The sequence below is a fragment of the Ensifer sp. ENS09 genome (assembly GCF_014852425.1).
Classification (GTDB): domain Bacteria; phylum Pseudomonadota; class Alphaproteobacteria; order Rhizobiales; family Rhizobiaceae; genus Ensifer.
The window spans coordinates 768338-784436 of sequence record NZ_JACVBP010000004.1; the positions used below are offsets into that span (position 1 = coordinate 768338).

At 63.2% G+C, this 16099-nt stretch carries 15 protein-coding genes; 4 read left to right on the forward strand and 11 right to left on the reverse strand.

Going from position 1 to position 16099, the window contains the following annotated elements:
• Positions 1-17 precede the first annotated feature (17 nt).
• Complete coding sequence (locus IB267_RS23855; RefSeq protein ID WP_192449875.1) at positions 18-191, reverse strand: hypothetical protein; 174 nt, start codon at positions 189-191, stop codon at positions 18-20.
• Between the two features lie 168 nt (positions 192-359).
• Here IB267_RS23855 and IB267_RS23860 point away from each other — a divergent pair, with 168 nt between their 5' ends.
• Positions 360-2306 (forward strand): cysteine peptidase family C39 domain-containing protein, encoded by a 1947-nt coding sequence (locus IB267_RS23860; protein ID WP_192449876.1) that lies wholly within the window; start codon positions 360-362, stop codon positions 2304-2306.
• A gap of 512 nt (positions 2307-2818) precedes the next feature.
• Complete coding sequence (locus IB267_RS23865) at positions 2819-4000, forward strand: ATP-binding cassette domain-containing protein (RefSeq protein WP_192449877.1); 1182 nt, start codon at positions 2819-2821, stop codon at positions 3998-4000.
• On the opposite strand, the gene IB267_RS23870 is transcribed toward IB267_RS23865, so the two are convergent.
• The 7 genes from IB267_RS23870 to IB267_RS23900 form a co-directional block, all read right to left on the reverse strand.
• Positions 3955-4806: a GNAT family N-acetyltransferase gene (locus tag IB267_RS23870; RefSeq protein WP_192449878.1), complete on the reverse strand. Its 852-nt coding sequence runs from the start codon at positions 4804-4806 to the stop codon at positions 3955-3957. The genes IB267_RS23865 and IB267_RS23870 overlap by 46 nt on opposite strands.
• 167 nt (positions 4807-4973) lie before the next feature.
• Positions 4974-5117: a hypothetical protein gene (locus IB267_RS23875; protein WP_192449879.1), complete on the reverse strand. Its 144-nt coding sequence runs from the start codon at positions 5115-5117 to the stop codon at positions 4974-4976.
• A gap of 266 nt (positions 5118-5383) precedes the next feature.
• Positions 5384-7621, reverse strand: coding sequence for an NHLP bacteriocin export ABC transporter permease/ATPase subunit (locus IB267_RS23880; RefSeq protein WP_192449880.1), 2238 nt, complete (start codon positions 7619-7621; stop codon positions 5384-5386).
• Positions 7618-9771 carry a cysteine peptidase family C39 domain-containing protein gene (locus IB267_RS23885; protein ID WP_192449881.1) on the reverse strand — a complete coding sequence of 718 codons (2154 nt, stop codon included), beginning with the start codon at positions 9769-9771 and terminating at the stop codon, positions 7618-7620. The genes IB267_RS23880 and IB267_RS23885 overlap by 4 nt, the downstream gene beginning before the upstream one ends.
• Position 9772: 1 nt before the next feature.
• A complete protein-coding gene (locus IB267_RS23890; RefSeq protein ID WP_192449882.1) occupies positions 9773-10396 on the reverse strand; it encodes a hypothetical protein in 624 nt (207 codons plus the stop codon).
• Between the two features lie 75 nt (positions 10397-10471).
• The gene (locus tag IB267_RS23895; RefSeq protein WP_246810798.1) at positions 10472-11401 is read right to left on the reverse strand and encodes a hypothetical protein; all 930 of its coding nucleotides are present in this window, start codon (positions 11399-11401) and stop codon (positions 10472-10474) included.
• Positions 11402-11642: 241 nt separating this feature from the next.
• Complete coding sequence (locus IB267_RS23900; protein ID WP_192449883.1) at positions 11643-12056, reverse strand: hypothetical protein; 414 nt, start codon at positions 12054-12056, stop codon at positions 11643-11645.
• Between the two features lie 445 nt (positions 12057-12501).
• Between IB267_RS23900 and IB267_RS23905 the strand changes: the two genes are divergently transcribed.
• Positions 12502-13362 (forward strand): hypothetical protein, encoded by an 861-nt coding sequence (locus IB267_RS23905; RefSeq protein WP_192449884.1) that lies wholly within the window; start codon positions 12502-12504, stop codon positions 13360-13362.
• Between the two features lie 105 nt (positions 13363-13467).
• Here IB267_RS23905 and IB267_RS23910 read toward each other — a convergent pair whose 3' ends face one another.
• Positions 13468-13881 carry a GNAT family N-acetyltransferase gene (locus tag IB267_RS23910; RefSeq protein ID WP_192450042.1) on the reverse strand — a complete coding sequence of 138 codons (414 nt, stop codon included), beginning with the start codon at positions 13879-13881 and terminating at the stop codon, positions 13468-13470.
• Between the two features lie 514 nt (positions 13882-14395).
• Between IB267_RS23910 and IB267_RS33790 the strand changes: the two genes are divergently transcribed.
• On the forward strand, positions 14396-14518 hold the full coding sequence (locus IB267_RS33790) for a hypothetical protein (protein WP_256364282.1): 123 nt from the start codon (positions 14396-14398) through the stop codon (positions 14516-14518).
• A gap of 57 nt (positions 14519-14575) precedes the next feature.
• Here IB267_RS33790 and IB267_RS23915 read toward each other — a convergent pair whose 3' ends face one another.
• Positions 14576-14857, reverse strand: a complete 282-nt coding sequence (locus IB267_RS23915; protein WP_043616973.1) for a hypothetical protein — start codon at positions 14855-14857, stop codon at positions 14576-14578.
• A gap of 273 nt (positions 14858-15130) precedes the next feature.
• On the reverse strand, positions 15131-16021 hold the full coding sequence (locus tag IB267_RS23920; RefSeq protein ID WP_192449885.1) for a LysR family transcriptional regulator: 891 nt from the start codon (positions 16019-16021) through the stop codon (positions 15131-15133).
• Positions 16022-16099 lie beyond the last annotated feature (78 nt).

The window sequence follows — 16099 nt, forward strand, 5'->3', positions numbered from 1 at the left end:
GCTCGCGGGTCGGCATCTCACATCCAGAGCATGAGGCTCGCGAAAATGAAGGTCAGGCCGACACCAAGCGGCGCCCAAATGCTGCCGCGCACGGCAACGGTCTCGTCCAACGGCTCGCCTTCTGCCAGGCGATCCAGCGCTTCCTTACGGTAGAGTTCCGCAGCGCCAGAGTTATGTGCGTCATTGCCCACAAAATTGGACCTTAAATGAGTTGATCGCGCCCACGTTGCTGTGTCTATCCACACCGTGGGATTGCTATTCGCCGATGCGCCCGCCGGCAAAAAGAGTCAAGCATGGGTTTCAACCAAATCTGGCGGTATCTTCAAAGGCCGTGCGGGCGCCACATCAGGATGCTCCGGATGAGACGCATCGCCACTCCGCTGCATTTGCAGGGCATGGCGGCCGAATGCGGCGTGGTTGCCCTTGCGACACTCATGGCGCATCACGGCCGGGATATCCCGCTCGATACGCTTCGACGGCGCATCTCCTCGCCACTGGCCGGTTCGACGCTGCGACAACTGCGCGAAACGGCGCGGGAAGAGGGTTTTTGCGCGATCGCGCGCCGGGTCGATCTAGACGGTCTCTCTTCGCTATCGCTTCCGGTCCTTGTGCACCTGCGTTTCCTCCATTTTGCCGTGCTCGAAGCGGTCTCTCAGACCGGAGTGCGGCTCAACGATCCGGCGGAAGGCATCGTTCATGTCGAGATGCGTGAGTTTTCGCGCCAGTTCACGGGCATCGTTCTCACGCTTGCGCCAGCAGAACCGGCTTCCGGCGCAAGACGCTCGGCGTGGCCGTCGAAGGAGACCCTTCGTGCGGCTTGCAGTCTTCCCGCGATACTGATTGCCGCTGGTGTCGTCGCCACCCCCCATTTTCTCGCCGCCGCCGAGGTCGGTCTCGCGCTCCTCGCGATCCTGCTTCTGCTTGCGGGCGACGCCCTTGCGATGCGCCGAACGCGCCTTGCCGCGCGAAGCCGGGCAGAGGCGCAGGCCGTTAGGTTGGAGCAGCAGGTGCGGCGCTGGCCGGCCGCAGACATGCTTCTTTCGGGGCGCTACAGGCTAGATGCGATGCTTTCGGCAATCGCTACGATCGCCGATCCACGTCCCCAGCGCAGCGCAATTTTTCTGCCGGCCCTGGTCGCGAGCATGCTTCTGCCGCCGTTCGTCGCCGGTCTGGCCGGCCTTGCCCAAAGCGTCGTCTTGTTCACCACCGTGCTGCTGTTCGTCAACGCATCCACCCTGCGTGAAAGATCGCCAGGCGCAAGAAGCGACCTGGAAGCCGAGCCCGGACCGCTGCCGGCGATGCTGTTCGAGCCCCGTGCGCGCTGGCGCCTTGGGACCGGCCCGCAAACGATGTTCATCCGCCTGTCAGGGTTGGCAGCGGCAGGCGACAAGCGGCTCGTCATGGCGGTCGAAGAGAGCCAGCGCCGTACTGTCCTTTTCTTCGCAGGCGTCGTGGCCAGCCTCGTTCCCGCCACCTACGGCAACGGCGAAGGGCTCATCGCCCTGTTTTGGTGCGGGCTTATGGCAGCCTTCCTGAGTATCCGTCTCATTGAAAGCCTGGCGAGCGGGCATACAACAGAAGCCGCCCATGCCCGCCTCGCGGACGTACCTCCGCCTGAACCCGCTGTCCCACGGCCACCTGCGACCCCGGTTGCACCATCGTCCGTTCGCGGTCCAGAACAATCCATCGCCCTGGAGTATCTCAACGTCTCCTGGGCACCTTTTCAACGGGCAGAGACCGTATTCGGACCCGTCAATTTGCAAGTACCCGTCGGCGACATGCTCGCCGTGGAGGGGCCATCAGGCAGCGGTCACAGTGTGTTCTGTCGCCTGAGTACCGGACTGTTTGCGCCATCCGAGGGCGAGGTCCTTGTGTTCGGTGAACGATGCTCGGGCCCACGCCCCGGCGTCATCCTTCTCGACGGCGAAGAGCCGATGCCGCGCGGCAGTGTACGGGGCTTCCTTTCGGCCGGTAGCGACGCAGACAAGGACCGCGTGCTCGACCTCGTGGAATTGACCGCAACGCTTTCGCCGCGCGGCGGGCTTGATCTCTATCTCTCGGCCGGCGCGCCGCAACTGAGCGGCGGCCAGAGGGCGCGGCTGCGCCTCGCCCGCGCCCTGCTTGCCCGCCCGGCGCTTCTCGTCGTCGACGGCCTGCTGGATTCCATTGAGCCAGAACTAGCCGAGCGCATCCTTATGCGCCTGCGTCGGTCTGGACTGACACTGCTCGTCTCGTCGCTGCGTCCCCTGCCGGCAGGCCTCACCATTCATCGTCTAGTTCTAGGCTCCGAGATGGTCCCATCATGAGCGGGCGCTATTGGCGAAGGCGCATCCGTCCGATGGCGAATCATTGGCGCGGCGAGGATATCGGCCCGGTTTTGAGCGGGGAGACGGTCGAGGATGAGCGCATCGTTCGACCGGGCACAACTGCCTATCGCCAATTGGCGGGGACAACGCGCGATGACCGGGCGCTCTATGCCTTCGCTGAGAAGGGGCAAGCTCCCCGGCTTCGCCCGCCGGCATCAGTCGCGTTCATGCATGCGGGCTGGCTTGCACCCGGCTGTGCGCTGTGGGTCTGGCAGACGGCGGATACCGCGAAACGGGCCGGTCCGATCGCTGCCGTGCTCCTTGCCGTCGGACTTCTGCTCCTGGCCCATGCCGGCCAGATCGCGGCATTGCGGGGACTGCGGGACGCGCGCATGGCCATCCGCCATCGCTCCTGGGACGGGCTGCTCACCTCTTCCGGTAAGCGGCGCGCCCATTCAGACCGGCGGGAGGGCCGTCGCAACCATGCCGCGTTGATCTGTTTCGCGGCGCGCATGGAGATCGCCGCCCGCGTCCCCGTGGTATTTGCTGCCCTGCTTGCTCTCTTCCTGACGATGGGGTTGCCCGGCGCTGCCGTAACTTTGGGCATTGCAATGGCGCTCGCCATCGCTGCCTCGATCTGCGAGGGGCTGGGAGCGGCGCAGGCCGGACGCTTGCGGGAGCGATCTGAGGCGGCGTCGCGACGGGCCGGTCAGCTCAAATACATGCCATGGGCCATCGGATACGGCGCGTTGGAGAGCCGCCTGCAGATCGGACGGAACTTCGTTTCTGATCAGATACGGCGCTTGAATCGCCAATCGCAGTTCGACGACACGGCACGCAGCATCGATCTTGTCGGCCTGACGCTGCCGCCGCTTGCGGGCTACACTCTGGCGCCGGCGGGTACTGCCTCCGTTACCGCCCTTTTCGCGCTAGCGCTCAGCACGGCCACGATATCCTTCGGGCGTGCCGCAGTTCGCCTGAGAATGACAAGGGCCACGGTTTTCCGCCCGGAAAGCGGCGCAAGCGACGGCGAGCCCCTGCCATTCATCCGCCTAGAGGCGTCAGCAATCAGCCACGCCCACGGAACGGGTGCGGCTCTGTTTCATCCGGTGTCGTTTACCTTGGCTCCGGGCAAGGTTCTGGCATTGGCGGGTCCGTCCGGCATCGGCAAATCCAGCCTCATGCATCTGCTGATGGGGCTTGAAACGCCTCAAGCGGGTCAATTGCTGGTGAATGGCGAGGCTCTCGACCACGGTCGCCTGCAGGCATGGCGAATGTCCGTTGCCTGCGTGATGCAGGACGAGGGCGATGAGCCGGGGACGATCTCCGCCGTCATCGGCGCAGGACTTGCCGACGTATCGCCTGAGACGATCGAGGCGGCCGCGCGAGCTGCCTGCGTGCACGACGAGATCATGACGCTGCCGATGGGTTACATGACATTGATGATTGAAGGCGCTGTGCCACGCGCATTTGGCGCACGGATCGCCATCGCCCGATGCTTCGCCGCCCAGCCAAAAATCCTGTTCCTGGATGAAACGCTCTCCAGCCTCGACCGCGAGCACGCCGCCCAAATCCTTGCCAACGCCCGCACGACCGCCATCGCCGTCGTCATCGCCTCGCACAGGCAGGACATTTTGGCGCTGGCCGATCAGATCGTAGCGCTGCGCCCGCCGTTCGAGGCAAAGGTGGAGTAAAGGTGCCGATCGTAGAAATCAGCAAATTCGCTGGCATAGCGCGAAAGGAATGCGGCCATCCCCGGATGCTCTGGCCCGGTATTGTAGCGCCACCGACCGGTCGGTCCGAAGGTGGCGTGGTGCCTGGCACAGACTTCCACGAGCAGCGGCATCAAAGCACCGGCGCTGGTCGAAAGCCCTCTGTTGTAAAGGCTGCACAACCAAACTTCGCTGGGACCGCTGTCCTGCACCACGATCCAGCCGTCAAGGTTGGCATTGCGGTACATCAGCAGCGACAGCTGCTGGTTGATATCATCATAGGGTTCGAAAGGGCGCCATTGAACGGGAACGCCTTCAGCTTGAAGGCCACTTTGGATCTGTGCCCGCTCGGCGGCGCCGACGGCGTCGAACGCGCGGAATACCATACCCGGGCGGGTGGTCATGCGCTCCATTCGGCGGCTATCGGACCAGACTTTCGTCTGCGCGGCATTGGCTGAAACGCGGACACAATCGAGCGCCGGCGCGCTCCAGCCAAGCGATTGGATGAGCCGCGAGAACGGCTCGGCGCCAGGCAGCGTATCGGACCAGAAGGCCGTCAGTCCTCCAATCCCGGCAAGCCGGTAGGTTTCCTGCGCATGGGCGAGCAGGCTGCGTGCCACGCCCTCTCCGCGCCAATCATGCGCCGTGAAGAGCGACAGAAGCCGTTGGCCGCCGTCCTCACTCTGGCGCCAAAGTGCCAACCCACATAGCTCGGCCCCTTGCGTCGCGACGAAGATGTCGTGGCCCGGTGCGCCGGATAGCAGCCGCCGATAGGCGGGAAAGGTCATCCGCTCGGCCTCGCGACCTGCGATCGTGTCTCGTCTTTCGATCGTGAACGACCGGTTCCTCGCGGCAAACATTGCAGTTACCATCTCTCTCAAAACCGGTATCCGCATTTCCGTTGCGGATACCGGCCGATTCGCCTTGCGGCCTTAAGGAAAGGCCGGGCGGTCGATCAGCGGCCGAAGACCGAACCCTTGCCCGACGGCTTCAGGCTCGAACGTACCGGATAGCCCCCCGAAACCATGTCGAGTGCAGCATCGGGCAGCTCGTCGTTGACAGTTGTCTTGACCACTTGGTCCTTCTTGTTATCGCTCATTTGTTTTCCTTTCAGCCCTGTCCTGCAGGGCGGTTGGTTGCATGCCGATCGCCGCAAGGGTCGAACGGCGGGTTGTCGTGAGGCGCAAAGGCCGGAGAAAAAGCGCACAGTTTTCCCTCCGCCGATCACGCGAGATTCATTCTCGCCGGTGATCGCCGTCAAACGGGTTCAGACCCTGCAAATTCTGCTTTTCCTCTAGGCAGATGAGGTAAAATCCTCCCGGCCCCGTTTCAAGAATTTTCGGTGAAACTCCCAGATTTGGACTTTCACCGGCCGCCCAGCATGTCCACGGCTGCAAGTCTTGCAAAGCAGCCGCCAGCGCGTGCTAGCGCGTCGAAGGGACCCACCTGAACGACCCTGCCCCGATCGAGCACGATGATGCGATCGGCCTTGCGGATCGTCGACAGACGATGGGCAATGACGATCCGTGTTGTGTTCAGCTCGGCCAGCCTCTCCGACACCGCTGCCTGGGTGCGGTTGTCGAGCGCGCTGGTCGCCTCGTCGAGCAGGAGAATTTTGGGCCGACCGATGAGCGCGCGGGCCACCAGAATGCGCTGGCGCTGTCCGCCCGAGAGGGTGTTGCCACCATCTGCCAGGATGGTGTGCAGCCCCATCGGCATGGCCGCGATGTCTTGTTCCAGGCCGGCAAGAATCGAGGCTTCGAGAACCGCCTCCGGTCCGCAGCCCGAAGCGCCGGCGATATTGTCGTAGATCGAACCTGCAAAAAGCATGCTGTTCTGGAGCACCACACCCATGTGGCGGCGGATGAAACTGGGCTCCAACGCGTCCACTGGTATGCCGTCGAAGAGAATTTCACCGCTTTCCAGCGTTTCGAACCCGAGCATCAGTCGCAGCAGTGTAGACTTGCCGCTGCCGGATGGTCCAACGATCGCGACGAATTCCCCGGCGGCGACCTCGAAGCTGACGTCCTCCAGGACTGGCGGACCGTCCGCGAAGTAGCGGAAGTGAACATTGCGGAAGACGACATTTCCCTGGAGGTCCGGATGAAGCGGAGCGTTACGGAGCGTTTCCTGCTCGGGTTGAGCATCCAGCACCGGGCGGGTGCGCTGCACGAGCGGGACAACCGCCACCAGCCCTGAGACGGCCCCGATCGACGCACGCAAGGCAGCCGTCAACTGGCCGAACGCCGTCGCAAAAGCTGCGAAGACGGCAATGCTCAAGGTTCCGCTGTTGTCACCGTCGGTCGGAGCTGCGAGCGCATGGAGCGGCTGCGTTTCATCGAGATTACCCAGCCACCCCACCGATGCGTAGATCAACAACAGGCAGAGCCAGGGCATCGAAACCTGCAGCACGCTCTGCCACGCGCGGTAAAGCCTCGCTTGCATGAAAGCCTGGCGCTGCCGGGCGCTCTTTGAGCCCCAGCGCGTCAGCGCACGCTCCTCGGCATTGGCCCCGCGCAGCCTGACGATGCCGAACAGCAGCTGCAGCACGAAGCCCTGCACTTCCCCTCGGGCCTCAATCTGATGGCGCTCTTCGAGAAGTTGTCGCCAAGAGACAACGGCCGAAACGAACGCAAGCAGCGCGGCGGCCGAAACACCAACCAAGGCGAGCCGCCAATCGGTCAGGAACAAGACGGCGGCACTGGTCAGAATGCCAAGTATGCCGAAGAGACCGGAGAGCATGCTCCCCGTCACCATCTGCCGCGCCTCCTGCAGGCTGAGAACGCGTTCGGCCAGATCGCCGGTCGTAAATCCCTTGAAGAAATGCGCGGGAAGGCGCAGCAGTCGATGGAAGACCGCGGCCTGCAAGGTCGCGTCCAGGCGCGTTTCTATTCGCGCCATCGCAAAGGCGCGCACCAGATCGAATGCCGTCTGTCCGAAGGCGATCGCGACGAGGCCGATAAGGATTTGCAGGAGAGCAGCCCGATCGCCGGAGGGGATCACATGCTCCACCAGCAGAATGGCCGCGATGGGCAACGCGATCGCCGAGAGGTTGGCGAGAGCGGCCATGATAGCCATGCGCGCGACGTCCATGCCCGCCCCGCGAAGACCGAAGCGCAACAGGCCGCCAAGCGTTGCCGGGGCGCGGGGCAAGAGCGGATAGATCTGGATCGCCCGTGAGCGTACTTGCGCGGCGGCACGCGCCGTGGCCCGTATGGATTTACCGTGCATGACAATGCGCCAGCCGCCCTGCGCCCCCGGAACCAACGCCACAGGCGTACCGTCCTCCAGTTCCGCCAGCATGGGCAAGCCATCATGACGCCACCAGTCCGCCGCAAGTTCCACCGGGCGGAAGGCGACGCCGGCGCGGGTCAGCAAGGCTGGAGCGTCATCCTCTGAGGCCTGCGCATTGAGATCGCACAACGCTTCTGCAGACACCGGATGCCCGGCTGCCTGCAAGGCCATTGCTATCGCTTCGACAAGCGGTGTGCCCGCGCCAGGGGCGCCGCTGCCGTCGTTGCCGGGAGGTTCGCCGAAAACCTGCATCAGGCCCGAATTGCTGCGCTCTTCGTCATACGCAATCGGCTGGAGAGGTCCCGTCATGGCGCAGACTCCTGCACGAGGCTGAAATATTCGCCTTGGAGCGCAAGCAGTTCGGCGTTGCTGCCGCGCTCGACAATCCGCCCGGCCCGCATGACGATGATCTCGTCGCAATCACGGATGGTGGCGATGCGATGGGCGATGATGAGGCAGGCACACCCTCTTTGTCGCAGGCTCTCGACGATCTTCCTCTCGGTTGCCGTATCCAGCGCCGAGGTCGCCTCGTCGAGAATGAGGACCTGTGGGTTGGCGGCAAGCGCCCGGGCGATTTCGAGGCGCTGGCGCTGCCCGCCGCTGAAGTTGCCGCCGTTCTCGTCGATCGGCGCGAAGAGCGCCCCGTCGCGGGCCAATACATCGTCAAGCATAGCCGCGTCGGCCAGCGCCCGCGTGATCGTATTTTCCGACACGCCCCTATCCCAGAGCGTCAGATTGTCGTGCACCGTTCCTTCGAACAGAAAGATGTCCTGATCGACATAGCCGCATAACGCAGCCCGCTGGTTCGTGGCGACGGCAATGAGGTCAACACCACCCAGCTTGAGCGACCCGCCTCCCGGCTCAAGCAGTCCGGCGAGCAGACGACCCACCGTGCTTTTTCCGCTGCCCGAGCCGCCGACGATAGCGATTCTGGCCGCTGGTCTGAGAACCAGCGAAAACCCTTCGATCAATGGCGGATCGAGTGGACTGTAACCGAAGCTGAGATCCCTTGCCTCAAGCACACCGTCCTTCGGCAGGACGCCGCCGGCCGGCGGCGTGAGGAGGGGCGCACGCATGACGTCGTCGGCCCGCTCCAGGTCGGCCTGGACCTGCTGGATCTGGCCCGTGAGGGCGAGCAGACCGCCGATCGGTGCGGAAAAACTGATGGCCAGGGCCTGGAAGGCGATCACCGTACCGAGCGTCGTTGCCCCATCCATGACGCGCAGCCCACCCACTCCGAGAACGATCGCCCCGGCCAGCGCCTGCATCAGCGCCGGGGCGGCGGCCAGGAGAACGTCGATATGGGCCTCGTCGCTGCGCAACCCGAGAAGCCGTGCCTGATGGCCGGCCCAGCGCCGGAACGCTTCGTTTTCGAGACCCGAGGCCTTCACCGTTTCGAGACTGCGGATGGGGCCGATGGTGGCGGCCACGAGCTTGCCCGCCGCGGCGACTTGCTGGCGGGCGTTTATCTGCTGACGGTGGATGGCCTCGCGCAGCAGCAGCAGATATAGGCCCTGCAAGCCGATGAGCAGCACCGCGAGGATGGGATCGAACACCAGCATCACCGCGGCATAGGTCAGGATGCTCGCGAGGTTGAAGACGTGCGTTGCGAGCTCGCCGGAGAGAAGGTTCGCGAGCCGTTCATTGGCATCGAGCCGGCTGGCGAGCTCGCCGGCATCGCGCTGCGTGTAAAACGCGACGGGCAGCCGCAGCATATGCCGGAGCTGCCGCGCCGTCGGTACGAAGGCGAGCCGCGTTTCCAGCTTCATCAGCAGCAGTTGCTGGAACATCGTCAGCCCCGCCTGAAATAGGATGACTCCGAAAAGCAACAGGCAGAACGGCAGAAGCCAATCCTTCTGCCTATCGACGAGAATATCGTCGATGAAGCTGCGGGAAAGAACCGGCAGCACCATGCCTGGCACGACGAGGATGAGCGAAGCGGCAAGGACGGCGAAAAGTGCCGAGCGCATCCCGGGGCCAGCCAACCGTTCGCGGAGCGAAGAGAGCGAAGATAGTCTCTTTCCACTCGGTCGAAACGCTTCGCCTTTTCGAAAAGTCAGAACGACGCCGGTGAAGCTTCCCGCGAGCTCCTGCATCGACACCGCCCGGCGGCCGTCGGCCGGATCGACAATGGTCGCAAAGCCGCCAGAAACGCGCTCCAGAACGACGAAGTGCTTGAACTGCCAGTGGAGGATGGCGGGGCCTTCGATATTACGCAGTTCCTCGGGCTCTTGACGAAGGCCGCGGGCCTCAAGGCCTGCCCAGCGGGCGGCGCGCAGCAGATTGCTCGCCTTGGTGCCATCGCGGGAAACGCCGGCGCGTATGCGCAACTCGTCGAGGCCAACATGGCGACCGTGCCAGGCGAGCACCATCGCAAGGCACGCGACGCCGCATTCGGCATGCTCGATCTGCAGGATGGTTGGAACCGATCGCCGCAGAACCGGCAAGAAACGGCGCATGTCAGGCCCCCGGCCGGGTACGCAGGAAAGGCAACAGGAAATCGACAGGCGCCCGTTCCTCGATCGTTACCTTGCCAGTGCCGACCGCGCCCCGCCCCAGCTGTGTCTGTGCGCCTTCGCCGCCACGCCAGACATAAGCGCCGGGCCGTTGCGGATCGGTTGAAAGCTCGACGACCGCAACGAAGGGCATGGCCTTTGCCGAAAAGCGTGACGCCAGGCCATCGTCCCCCAACGTGGCGAGCATGCTCTCGTGACTCACTGGTAAATCCGAGATCGACACGACCCTGCCAGCAAGCGTTCCCCAACGCTCGCGCGGCAGACCGGCGATCTCGATGTTGACGGGCATGCCCGGTCGTACCCGTTTGCCGCTCGCTGGCGGCAGATAGAGCTGCATTTCCAGCAAGGCCTTGCCCGGCACCGGAAGCAGAACGCCCTCGCCCTCGACCCGGGTCGCTATACGGCCAACGAAACTCCAGGCCGCAAACAGCAGGCAAAGCAGGAGCATGGCGAGAAGCCCGACACGGCTCGCCGCGGTGTTGATGCGCACCGCCTCTTCCAACCGCTCGGGCGAGAAGTTCCTTTCCAGCGCTTCCTTGCGGAAAAGCCCTTCATCCACCGAACCCATCGATCTAACTCCGCGACACGGCTCCCATACGATTGAAAGAACCCTAGCGGGCATACGAAGATGCGCCCGCGATGTTCAAGGGCCAAATCTGGGAGCATTTTTCTCGCCGCGCCGAACCATCGCCACGGCGGCATGAAAGGCCTCGTCGAGTGCTGCGAATTTCTGGGCCTGCCACCAGAGATAGTCGTCGAGAAACTGCCTGGAAAGCCAGAGGACCTTCCGCCCGCGGGAACCTTCCCAGCCCAGGCACTCCTGCTGCTGCGCCCGCTTGAACATCCGCTTGATGTTGGTGGCGGAAATTCCGTACTGTACCGCGAGCGAATGGACGTTGACGGGGCCGACGGTCACCCTGTCCCCCACGGCCGTAAAATCCGCGATCTCGAAGATGAATTCGTGGATGATCATGCCGCCGAACTCCGACGACAGAAAATGCCCTATACTGTCGGGCGGATGACGCCACACGGAGTTGGCAATCAGTGCCGCCGCGGCGCGCGGCTGCGCCAAGCGGAATAGCAGTGGGTCCTTTGTGCAGGCCGCGACACGCCCACCGCCGTCCAGACGGTCCAATCCGTTCATGTGGCCCATGAACCAGCCCTGCATCGCCGCGTCGCTGGCAGGCGTCGTGTCAAGGTTGCGGATCCGCTTGTCATGACGCGAGGGGATCTCCTGCAGCATCTTGTAGGCCAGCAGTTCCTTGAGAAAAGCATCGGCCGTGTTGCGGCTCGCGACGCCGATGGAAGTTACGGTTTCGATGAAACGGCTCGCATGCAGCCCGACGACGTCGCAGCCTGTCGCCCGTTGCATACAAAGCGCGTACATGGACTGCGTCATGAACCACTTGCGATGAGAAGCCTGGAGACGAGCCAGGCGCGGCGTCTGCCGATGAATCTTGATGAGATGAGCGGCAAGCTGCCGGTCGACGGCCGGGAACTCAGGATTTCGAAACAGTGCATCGGCCGTCTTCCAGCCAGCGGAGAACTCCCTCCTATCGATTAACTGTTCCATGGCTATCTCTATTCTCGTGTCCTTTTTTGGAAATTCTGGGCGTTACTTCGTAAGTAACAATCGGGCCGTGAAGCCTGCTTGGGCTCTGCCAGGGCGTGCGCCGGTCTTTTCGAACATTCGGGCTGATAATGAGTTCCTGGGAACGCGCCCTTCGCAGGCCGCAGGCTTCCCATGTCCGCCTGGACAACAAAATACGGCATATGCCGTATTTCGACTGGACGAGCCGAGAGGGCTGAGGCCATCAAGCATCAAAATCAGAAGCGCGCATGAGCACCTGCCTTCGCGCATCGCTTTCGATTCCGTAGAGCAATGAAGAAGCGAAATCCCAGTGGAGGTCGTTGGAGAGGTTCAGACCCGCGCTGACCGTTCCTGCCGTACCGTTGTTTGCGAGTGCGGCAAAGACGGCTATGCCACCAAAGCGTGTGGTCAACACCGCGCCGTTGTCGAGACGGTAGGCCCGGTCCAGATCCGCCTCAATGCTGGGCCGCAAGGCACTGCCGCTGCAGCTTCGTATCCCACATGATCCGGCGCGTATCCAACCAGGCAGTATCCGCGACGCCTGGAGCATGCGCAAGCACGGTTGCAACGTTCTCAGGAACGTCTTTGGGAACGCGAAAGAAGAAAACACGGGGGTGAGCGGCAGGCTTTTGAGCATTCGATTTTGCCTAAGGGGCGTTGTTGCAGGGGCAAAAAAACGGCGCAGAACGCCGTGGCCATGGCGCGCCTTGCGCGACGTGCATGGACCCTGGATGGACCGTTCGGTCAGTCGGCTACATCAAGCTTCGGCCACAGCGACGGTCGGCCTCGGCAAGCTGTTGGCTCAACCTGCGTGTAGACGACAAAGAATTGATTTCATGGTGTTTCCCCCAGAAGCTGGCCACTCATAGCGAGAGCGGCGGAACAGGATCAACACAAGAAGCAAATTGTGGGTGAGTGCACCCAAAATTGAGTCACACAGGTGACGGCGTGACATGGTGATGCAACAGTGGATGGGTAGTAATGCCGGGGATGCCATCAGCCGTGGTGCGACAGACACAATCATGCCTTTAGGATCGCAAGACGCTTTCAGTCCCATAACGCCACTTGAGGGGTCGGCTTTCTTGGCCGTCCTGCGCGATGCGGCAAGAGAGCTGCTCGCCATGCACGATGTCGCTCCGAGGGTGGTGCGCTATGTCGCCAGCATGCAGAAGTGGCTGATCACGCAGGCGATCATCGCGCTGCATTTTGAACGCAAACGGGATGAAACGCGTTCGCCACTAACGGCGGGCTCACTCATCGAATTCTTCGCGCCAAAGCTCCCCTTCAGCAAGAACACGCTTACGGCCCATCTGGCGGAAATGGTTGCCTATGGATTGCTTGTCCCGCAGGAAAGCAGGGACAAACGCATAAGACCATTGCGGTTGAGCGCCTACGGCGAAAGCATGATCGGCCAATGGCTGGCGAGCCATCTGGTCGCCCTCGATCGGCTCGATGGCGGTGATCGCGCGTCCAGGTTCGAGGGCGACCAGCGCCTGCTTGGACGGATCCACCCGCTGGCCGTTCGATCCCTCGTATTCGATCCGGGTTGGGCGCAGCCGCCGGCGAGCGTGGATCTGTTCGTGCGAACGGAAACGGGAAGCAATATCCTGCACGAACTCATCGGCCGGGTCCCGAGCGGCCTTGAGGTGTTTGATCGGCCGGTTTGCCTCGGAGCGCTCGCCGCAGGCGAGGTCTCGAACAGACACACCCTGTCGCGCGGCCACGTATTGCGGGTATTTGCCCGGGCCAAATCGGACGGGCTCCTCGTCTGGAGCCTTCCCGGCAATCGAGGCGACCTGTTCGTCTCCGAAACCCTGCTCAACGACTATGTTCGCTGGCAGGCGATCAAGTTCGCGGCCATTTCCGTGGCCTATCAGCGAGCGCAAGAGGACTTGGGGTGCGAACAAGCGCATGAGCCGGCGGTGGCGGAGTTCAGCGCCTGAGGGGATGCCACGACGAGGCCGCCAGTCGCGTCGCGCCGAGCCTTGAAACAATCCGCCCTCACGAATGGTGTGACGGACAGAAGCTGGTCGCGCCTCGCACGGCGTTCAATCGAGTTGCTTGGCTAAGACGATCGTCCCGGCAAGGTCTGCTTTCACGGGTTTCGCGAAACGCGTCGCGCCCAGTTCGACAAAGCCCCATTTGAGATACGCACGTCGTGCCTGTTCTGCCGACGCCATCACGTCCAGCCAGACATAACGGCTGCCTTCCTGCTTCGCCTGGGTGATGGCGCATTCCACGAGTTTACGGCCAATGGCCAGCCCCTTAGCGGCCCGCAGGAGATAGATTCGAGGGATCTCAGTGCCGCCGGGCTTTGACCGGATCGGATCGACGGCCCCAATAATCATCGTGAGGAAGCCGACAATTGCCTCATCCATCTGCGCCACCCAGACGCGCGCCTCCGGACGTTCGAGCAGCTTCGAGAATGCGTCCGAACTGAACGTCGCCAGTTGACGCGCCAGGGCAGCGCTGTCGTCCCAGAGATACGCATATTCTGCGGCATAGGCCGCTGGTCCGACCTAACCAAGCTCCTCCACGTCCGCCGCCGTCGCGCGAAGGATGCGCGGTTCCGGCCGATCCATAAGCCCCTCCCCCTCGGTGAACGCGCGGACTCTATTGCACCGCATTTCCCGGACTTCAAATCTCAAGCTACAACGAGTGGCCAAGCGGGCGGTTGAGCGCCCGCTTGCGAGTTGGCGTTCGGGCGCGCGGTTCGGACGGCTTGGCAGCGGCAGCTCACGCAAACGTGCAAGGACGTGACCGGCAACGCATTGCATCGGGTCCAAACCCTGCTAACACCCGGCTCGTCAAGCACCGCGTTGGAAGATCGACAACCGGTCGATGTCGGAATTTCGCGTGGGGGCCTGCTTTGCCTGGCGCCCTTCATTGATCCCGACCGACCTGTCTCCCATATGCGACGGGCCCGGCCCCTCCTCCCGGCGGGCTCGACAACAACGACCAAGGAAGAACAAAAAAATGAACAATAATGGGCGCCTATCGGGCAACTCCTTCGCTGCGCCGAACCTTCGCGATCGCCTGACCGCCGACGGTCTCGCCTATCTGGTCGCCCTGATGCCTGTATTCCTGTTGCTCTGCTAGCTTCGGCTGCCGAGCTTCGGGCCGGCGCCTGGCCCGTGAGCGCGCTGGAAGCGAGCCTCAAAGCCACCTTCGGCGCAAGAAAGAACCCCATTCCGCTTCAATTCTCAGCTTTCGCAGACGGTCGCCGCTGGTGACGTGCGCGGCGTAAGAATTGGTGAAGGTGACGAGCAGGATACGCGCCATCTTCGGATCTCCTCCGGTCCGCTCAAGTTCGTCGGCAATCTCTTGGTGGAGAGATTGGCTCGACGCCGGCTCGGCGATACGCCGCTCCGCCATCTCCAGCATCCGCTCGACAAAGGCGAGATCGATCACATAGGCCGGCATCGATTTGCCGATCATGACGATACCTCGCGGCCAGCAGAAAAGGCCCGGCATGGTGTCTCGCTCTTGGAAACGAGCGGGCGGTCCGTCCGAGAGAAGGTGGGCTTCCGAGGCTTCCGGGGCGTTTCCTGTCCTCTTCGGAAAAGCATGATGCTCCCTCTCCTTCTCACGCAGTAGGCCCGGCAAGGATCGGGCCGAACGACATCCGTATGGGAGCCCAACCGCCAAAGGCGCGAAGAGTTCCAAAGGAAAATCAATTTTTGCGATTAAAGGCCGGCGCACGTTCCGCGATCAACGCGAACCGCGCGAGCCCAGATGTCCGAACAGGTCTCGTGCCGGCGGGCTCAGTTCCTTTTCCGCCCGCACGCAGACGGACAGCCGCCGCGTCGCCCAGTCATCGGCAAGGCGCACGAACGCGGTCTTGGCGGATCTGCTGCCGCGCCGCGCCGCCGTCTCCGGCATGATGGCAAGGCCGACACCCGCCGAAACCATGTGACACAGGCCCTCGAAGCTGCGCAGGCGCGTGCGGATCTTCAGCGTCTGACCCAATCGGCGCGCGTGCACGTCGATGTGGCCCTGCAATGCGCCATCCGTCAGGCCGACGAACGGCTGGTCGACAATGTCGGCAAAGTCGACATGCCTGCTTGCCGCCAGTGCATGATCGCGCGGGATCACGACGACGAGGCGGTCGATCGCGAAGGGGCGCAGTTGCAGGCCGCCCGTATCGACCTGGTCCGAAAGAATGCCGATCTCCACGAGGTCGGCGGCGACGGCTCGCGCAATCTCGATGCTTTGGCGTTCCTTCAGATCGACGTCGATCCGCGGATGTGCCGCCATCCAGGCGCCAAGTCGCTGCGGCAGAAACTCCGTGAGTGCGGCTGTATTCGCCGCAAGCCGGATCGTTGCTCGAAGGCCATCGGCGTGTTCACCAAGCTCGCCGCGCATCCGCCCCATCTGCCGCAGGATCAGCTGGGCGTGATGCGCCAGCGCTTCTCCGGCCGGCGTCGGCCGCACCCCGCGGCGGCCACGTTCGAGCAGCTTGACCTTGCCGATCGCCTCCATGTCACGCAGGCGTTCGCTTGCCGCCGGCAAGGAAAGCCCGGCATCCGCTGCGCCATGGGTCATGCTGCCGGCATCCACTACGGCAAGAAACAGTCGAAGGTCGGTGAGGTCGAAACGCATGCAAACGAGGCTATCGGAAAAGCAGCCTTCGGACCAGCCGAAGTCTGATTGCGGATGATCCGCATTGTGCCGGTGCGG

What these genes read in the sequence shown, in the direction of transcription:
- IB267_RS33790 (WP_256364282.1), top strand. Translation starts at nt 14,396, where the DNA reads ATGAACAATAATGGGCGCCTATCGGGCAACTCCTTCGCTGCGCCGAAC.
- IB267_RS23875 (WP_192449879.1), bottom strand. Translation starts at nt 5,117, where the DNA reads ATGAGCGATAACAAGAAGGACCAAGTGGTCAAGACAACTGTCAACGAC.
- IB267_RS23895 (WP_246810798.1), bottom strand. Translation starts at nt 11,401, where the DNA reads ATGGAACAGTTAATCGATAGGAGGGAGTTCTCCGCTGGCTGGAAGACG.
- IB267_RS23900 (WP_192449883.1), bottom strand. Translation starts at nt 12,056, where the DNA reads ATGCTCAAAAGCCTGCCGCTCACCCCCGTGTTTTCTTCTTTCGCGTTC.
- IB267_RS23885 (WP_192449881.1), bottom strand. Translation starts at nt 9,771, where the DNA reads ATGCGCCGTTTCTTGCCGGTTCTGCGGCGATCGGTTCCAACCATCCTG.
- IB267_RS23865 (WP_192449877.1), top strand. Translation starts at nt 2,819, where the DNA reads ATGGAGATCGCCGCCCGCGTCCCCGTGGTATTTGCTGCCCTGCTTGCT.
- IB267_RS23920 (WP_192449885.1), bottom strand. Translation starts at nt 16,021, where the DNA reads ATGCGTTTCGACCTCACCGACCTTCGACTGTTTCTTGCCGTAGTGGAT.
- IB267_RS23860 (WP_192449876.1), top strand. Translation starts at nt 360, where the DNA reads ATGAGACGCATCGCCACTCCGCTGCATTTGCAGGGCATGGCGGCCGAA.
- IB267_RS23890 (WP_192449882.1), bottom strand. Translation starts at nt 10,396, where the DNA reads ATGGGTTCGGTGGATGAAGGGCTTTTCCGCAAGGAAGCGCTGGAAAGG.
- IB267_RS23880 (WP_192449880.1), bottom strand. Translation starts at nt 7,621, where the DNA reads ATGACGGGACCTCTCCAGCCGATTGCGTATGACGAAGAGCGCAGCAAT.
- IB267_RS23870 (WP_192449878.1), bottom strand. Translation starts at nt 4,806, where the DNA reads ATGACCTTTCCCGCCTATCGGCGGCTGCTATCCGGCGCACCGGGCCAC.
- IB267_RS23915 (WP_043616973.1), bottom strand. Translation starts at nt 14,857, where the DNA reads ATGATCGGCAAATCGATGCCGGCCTATGTGATCGATCTCGCCTTTGTC.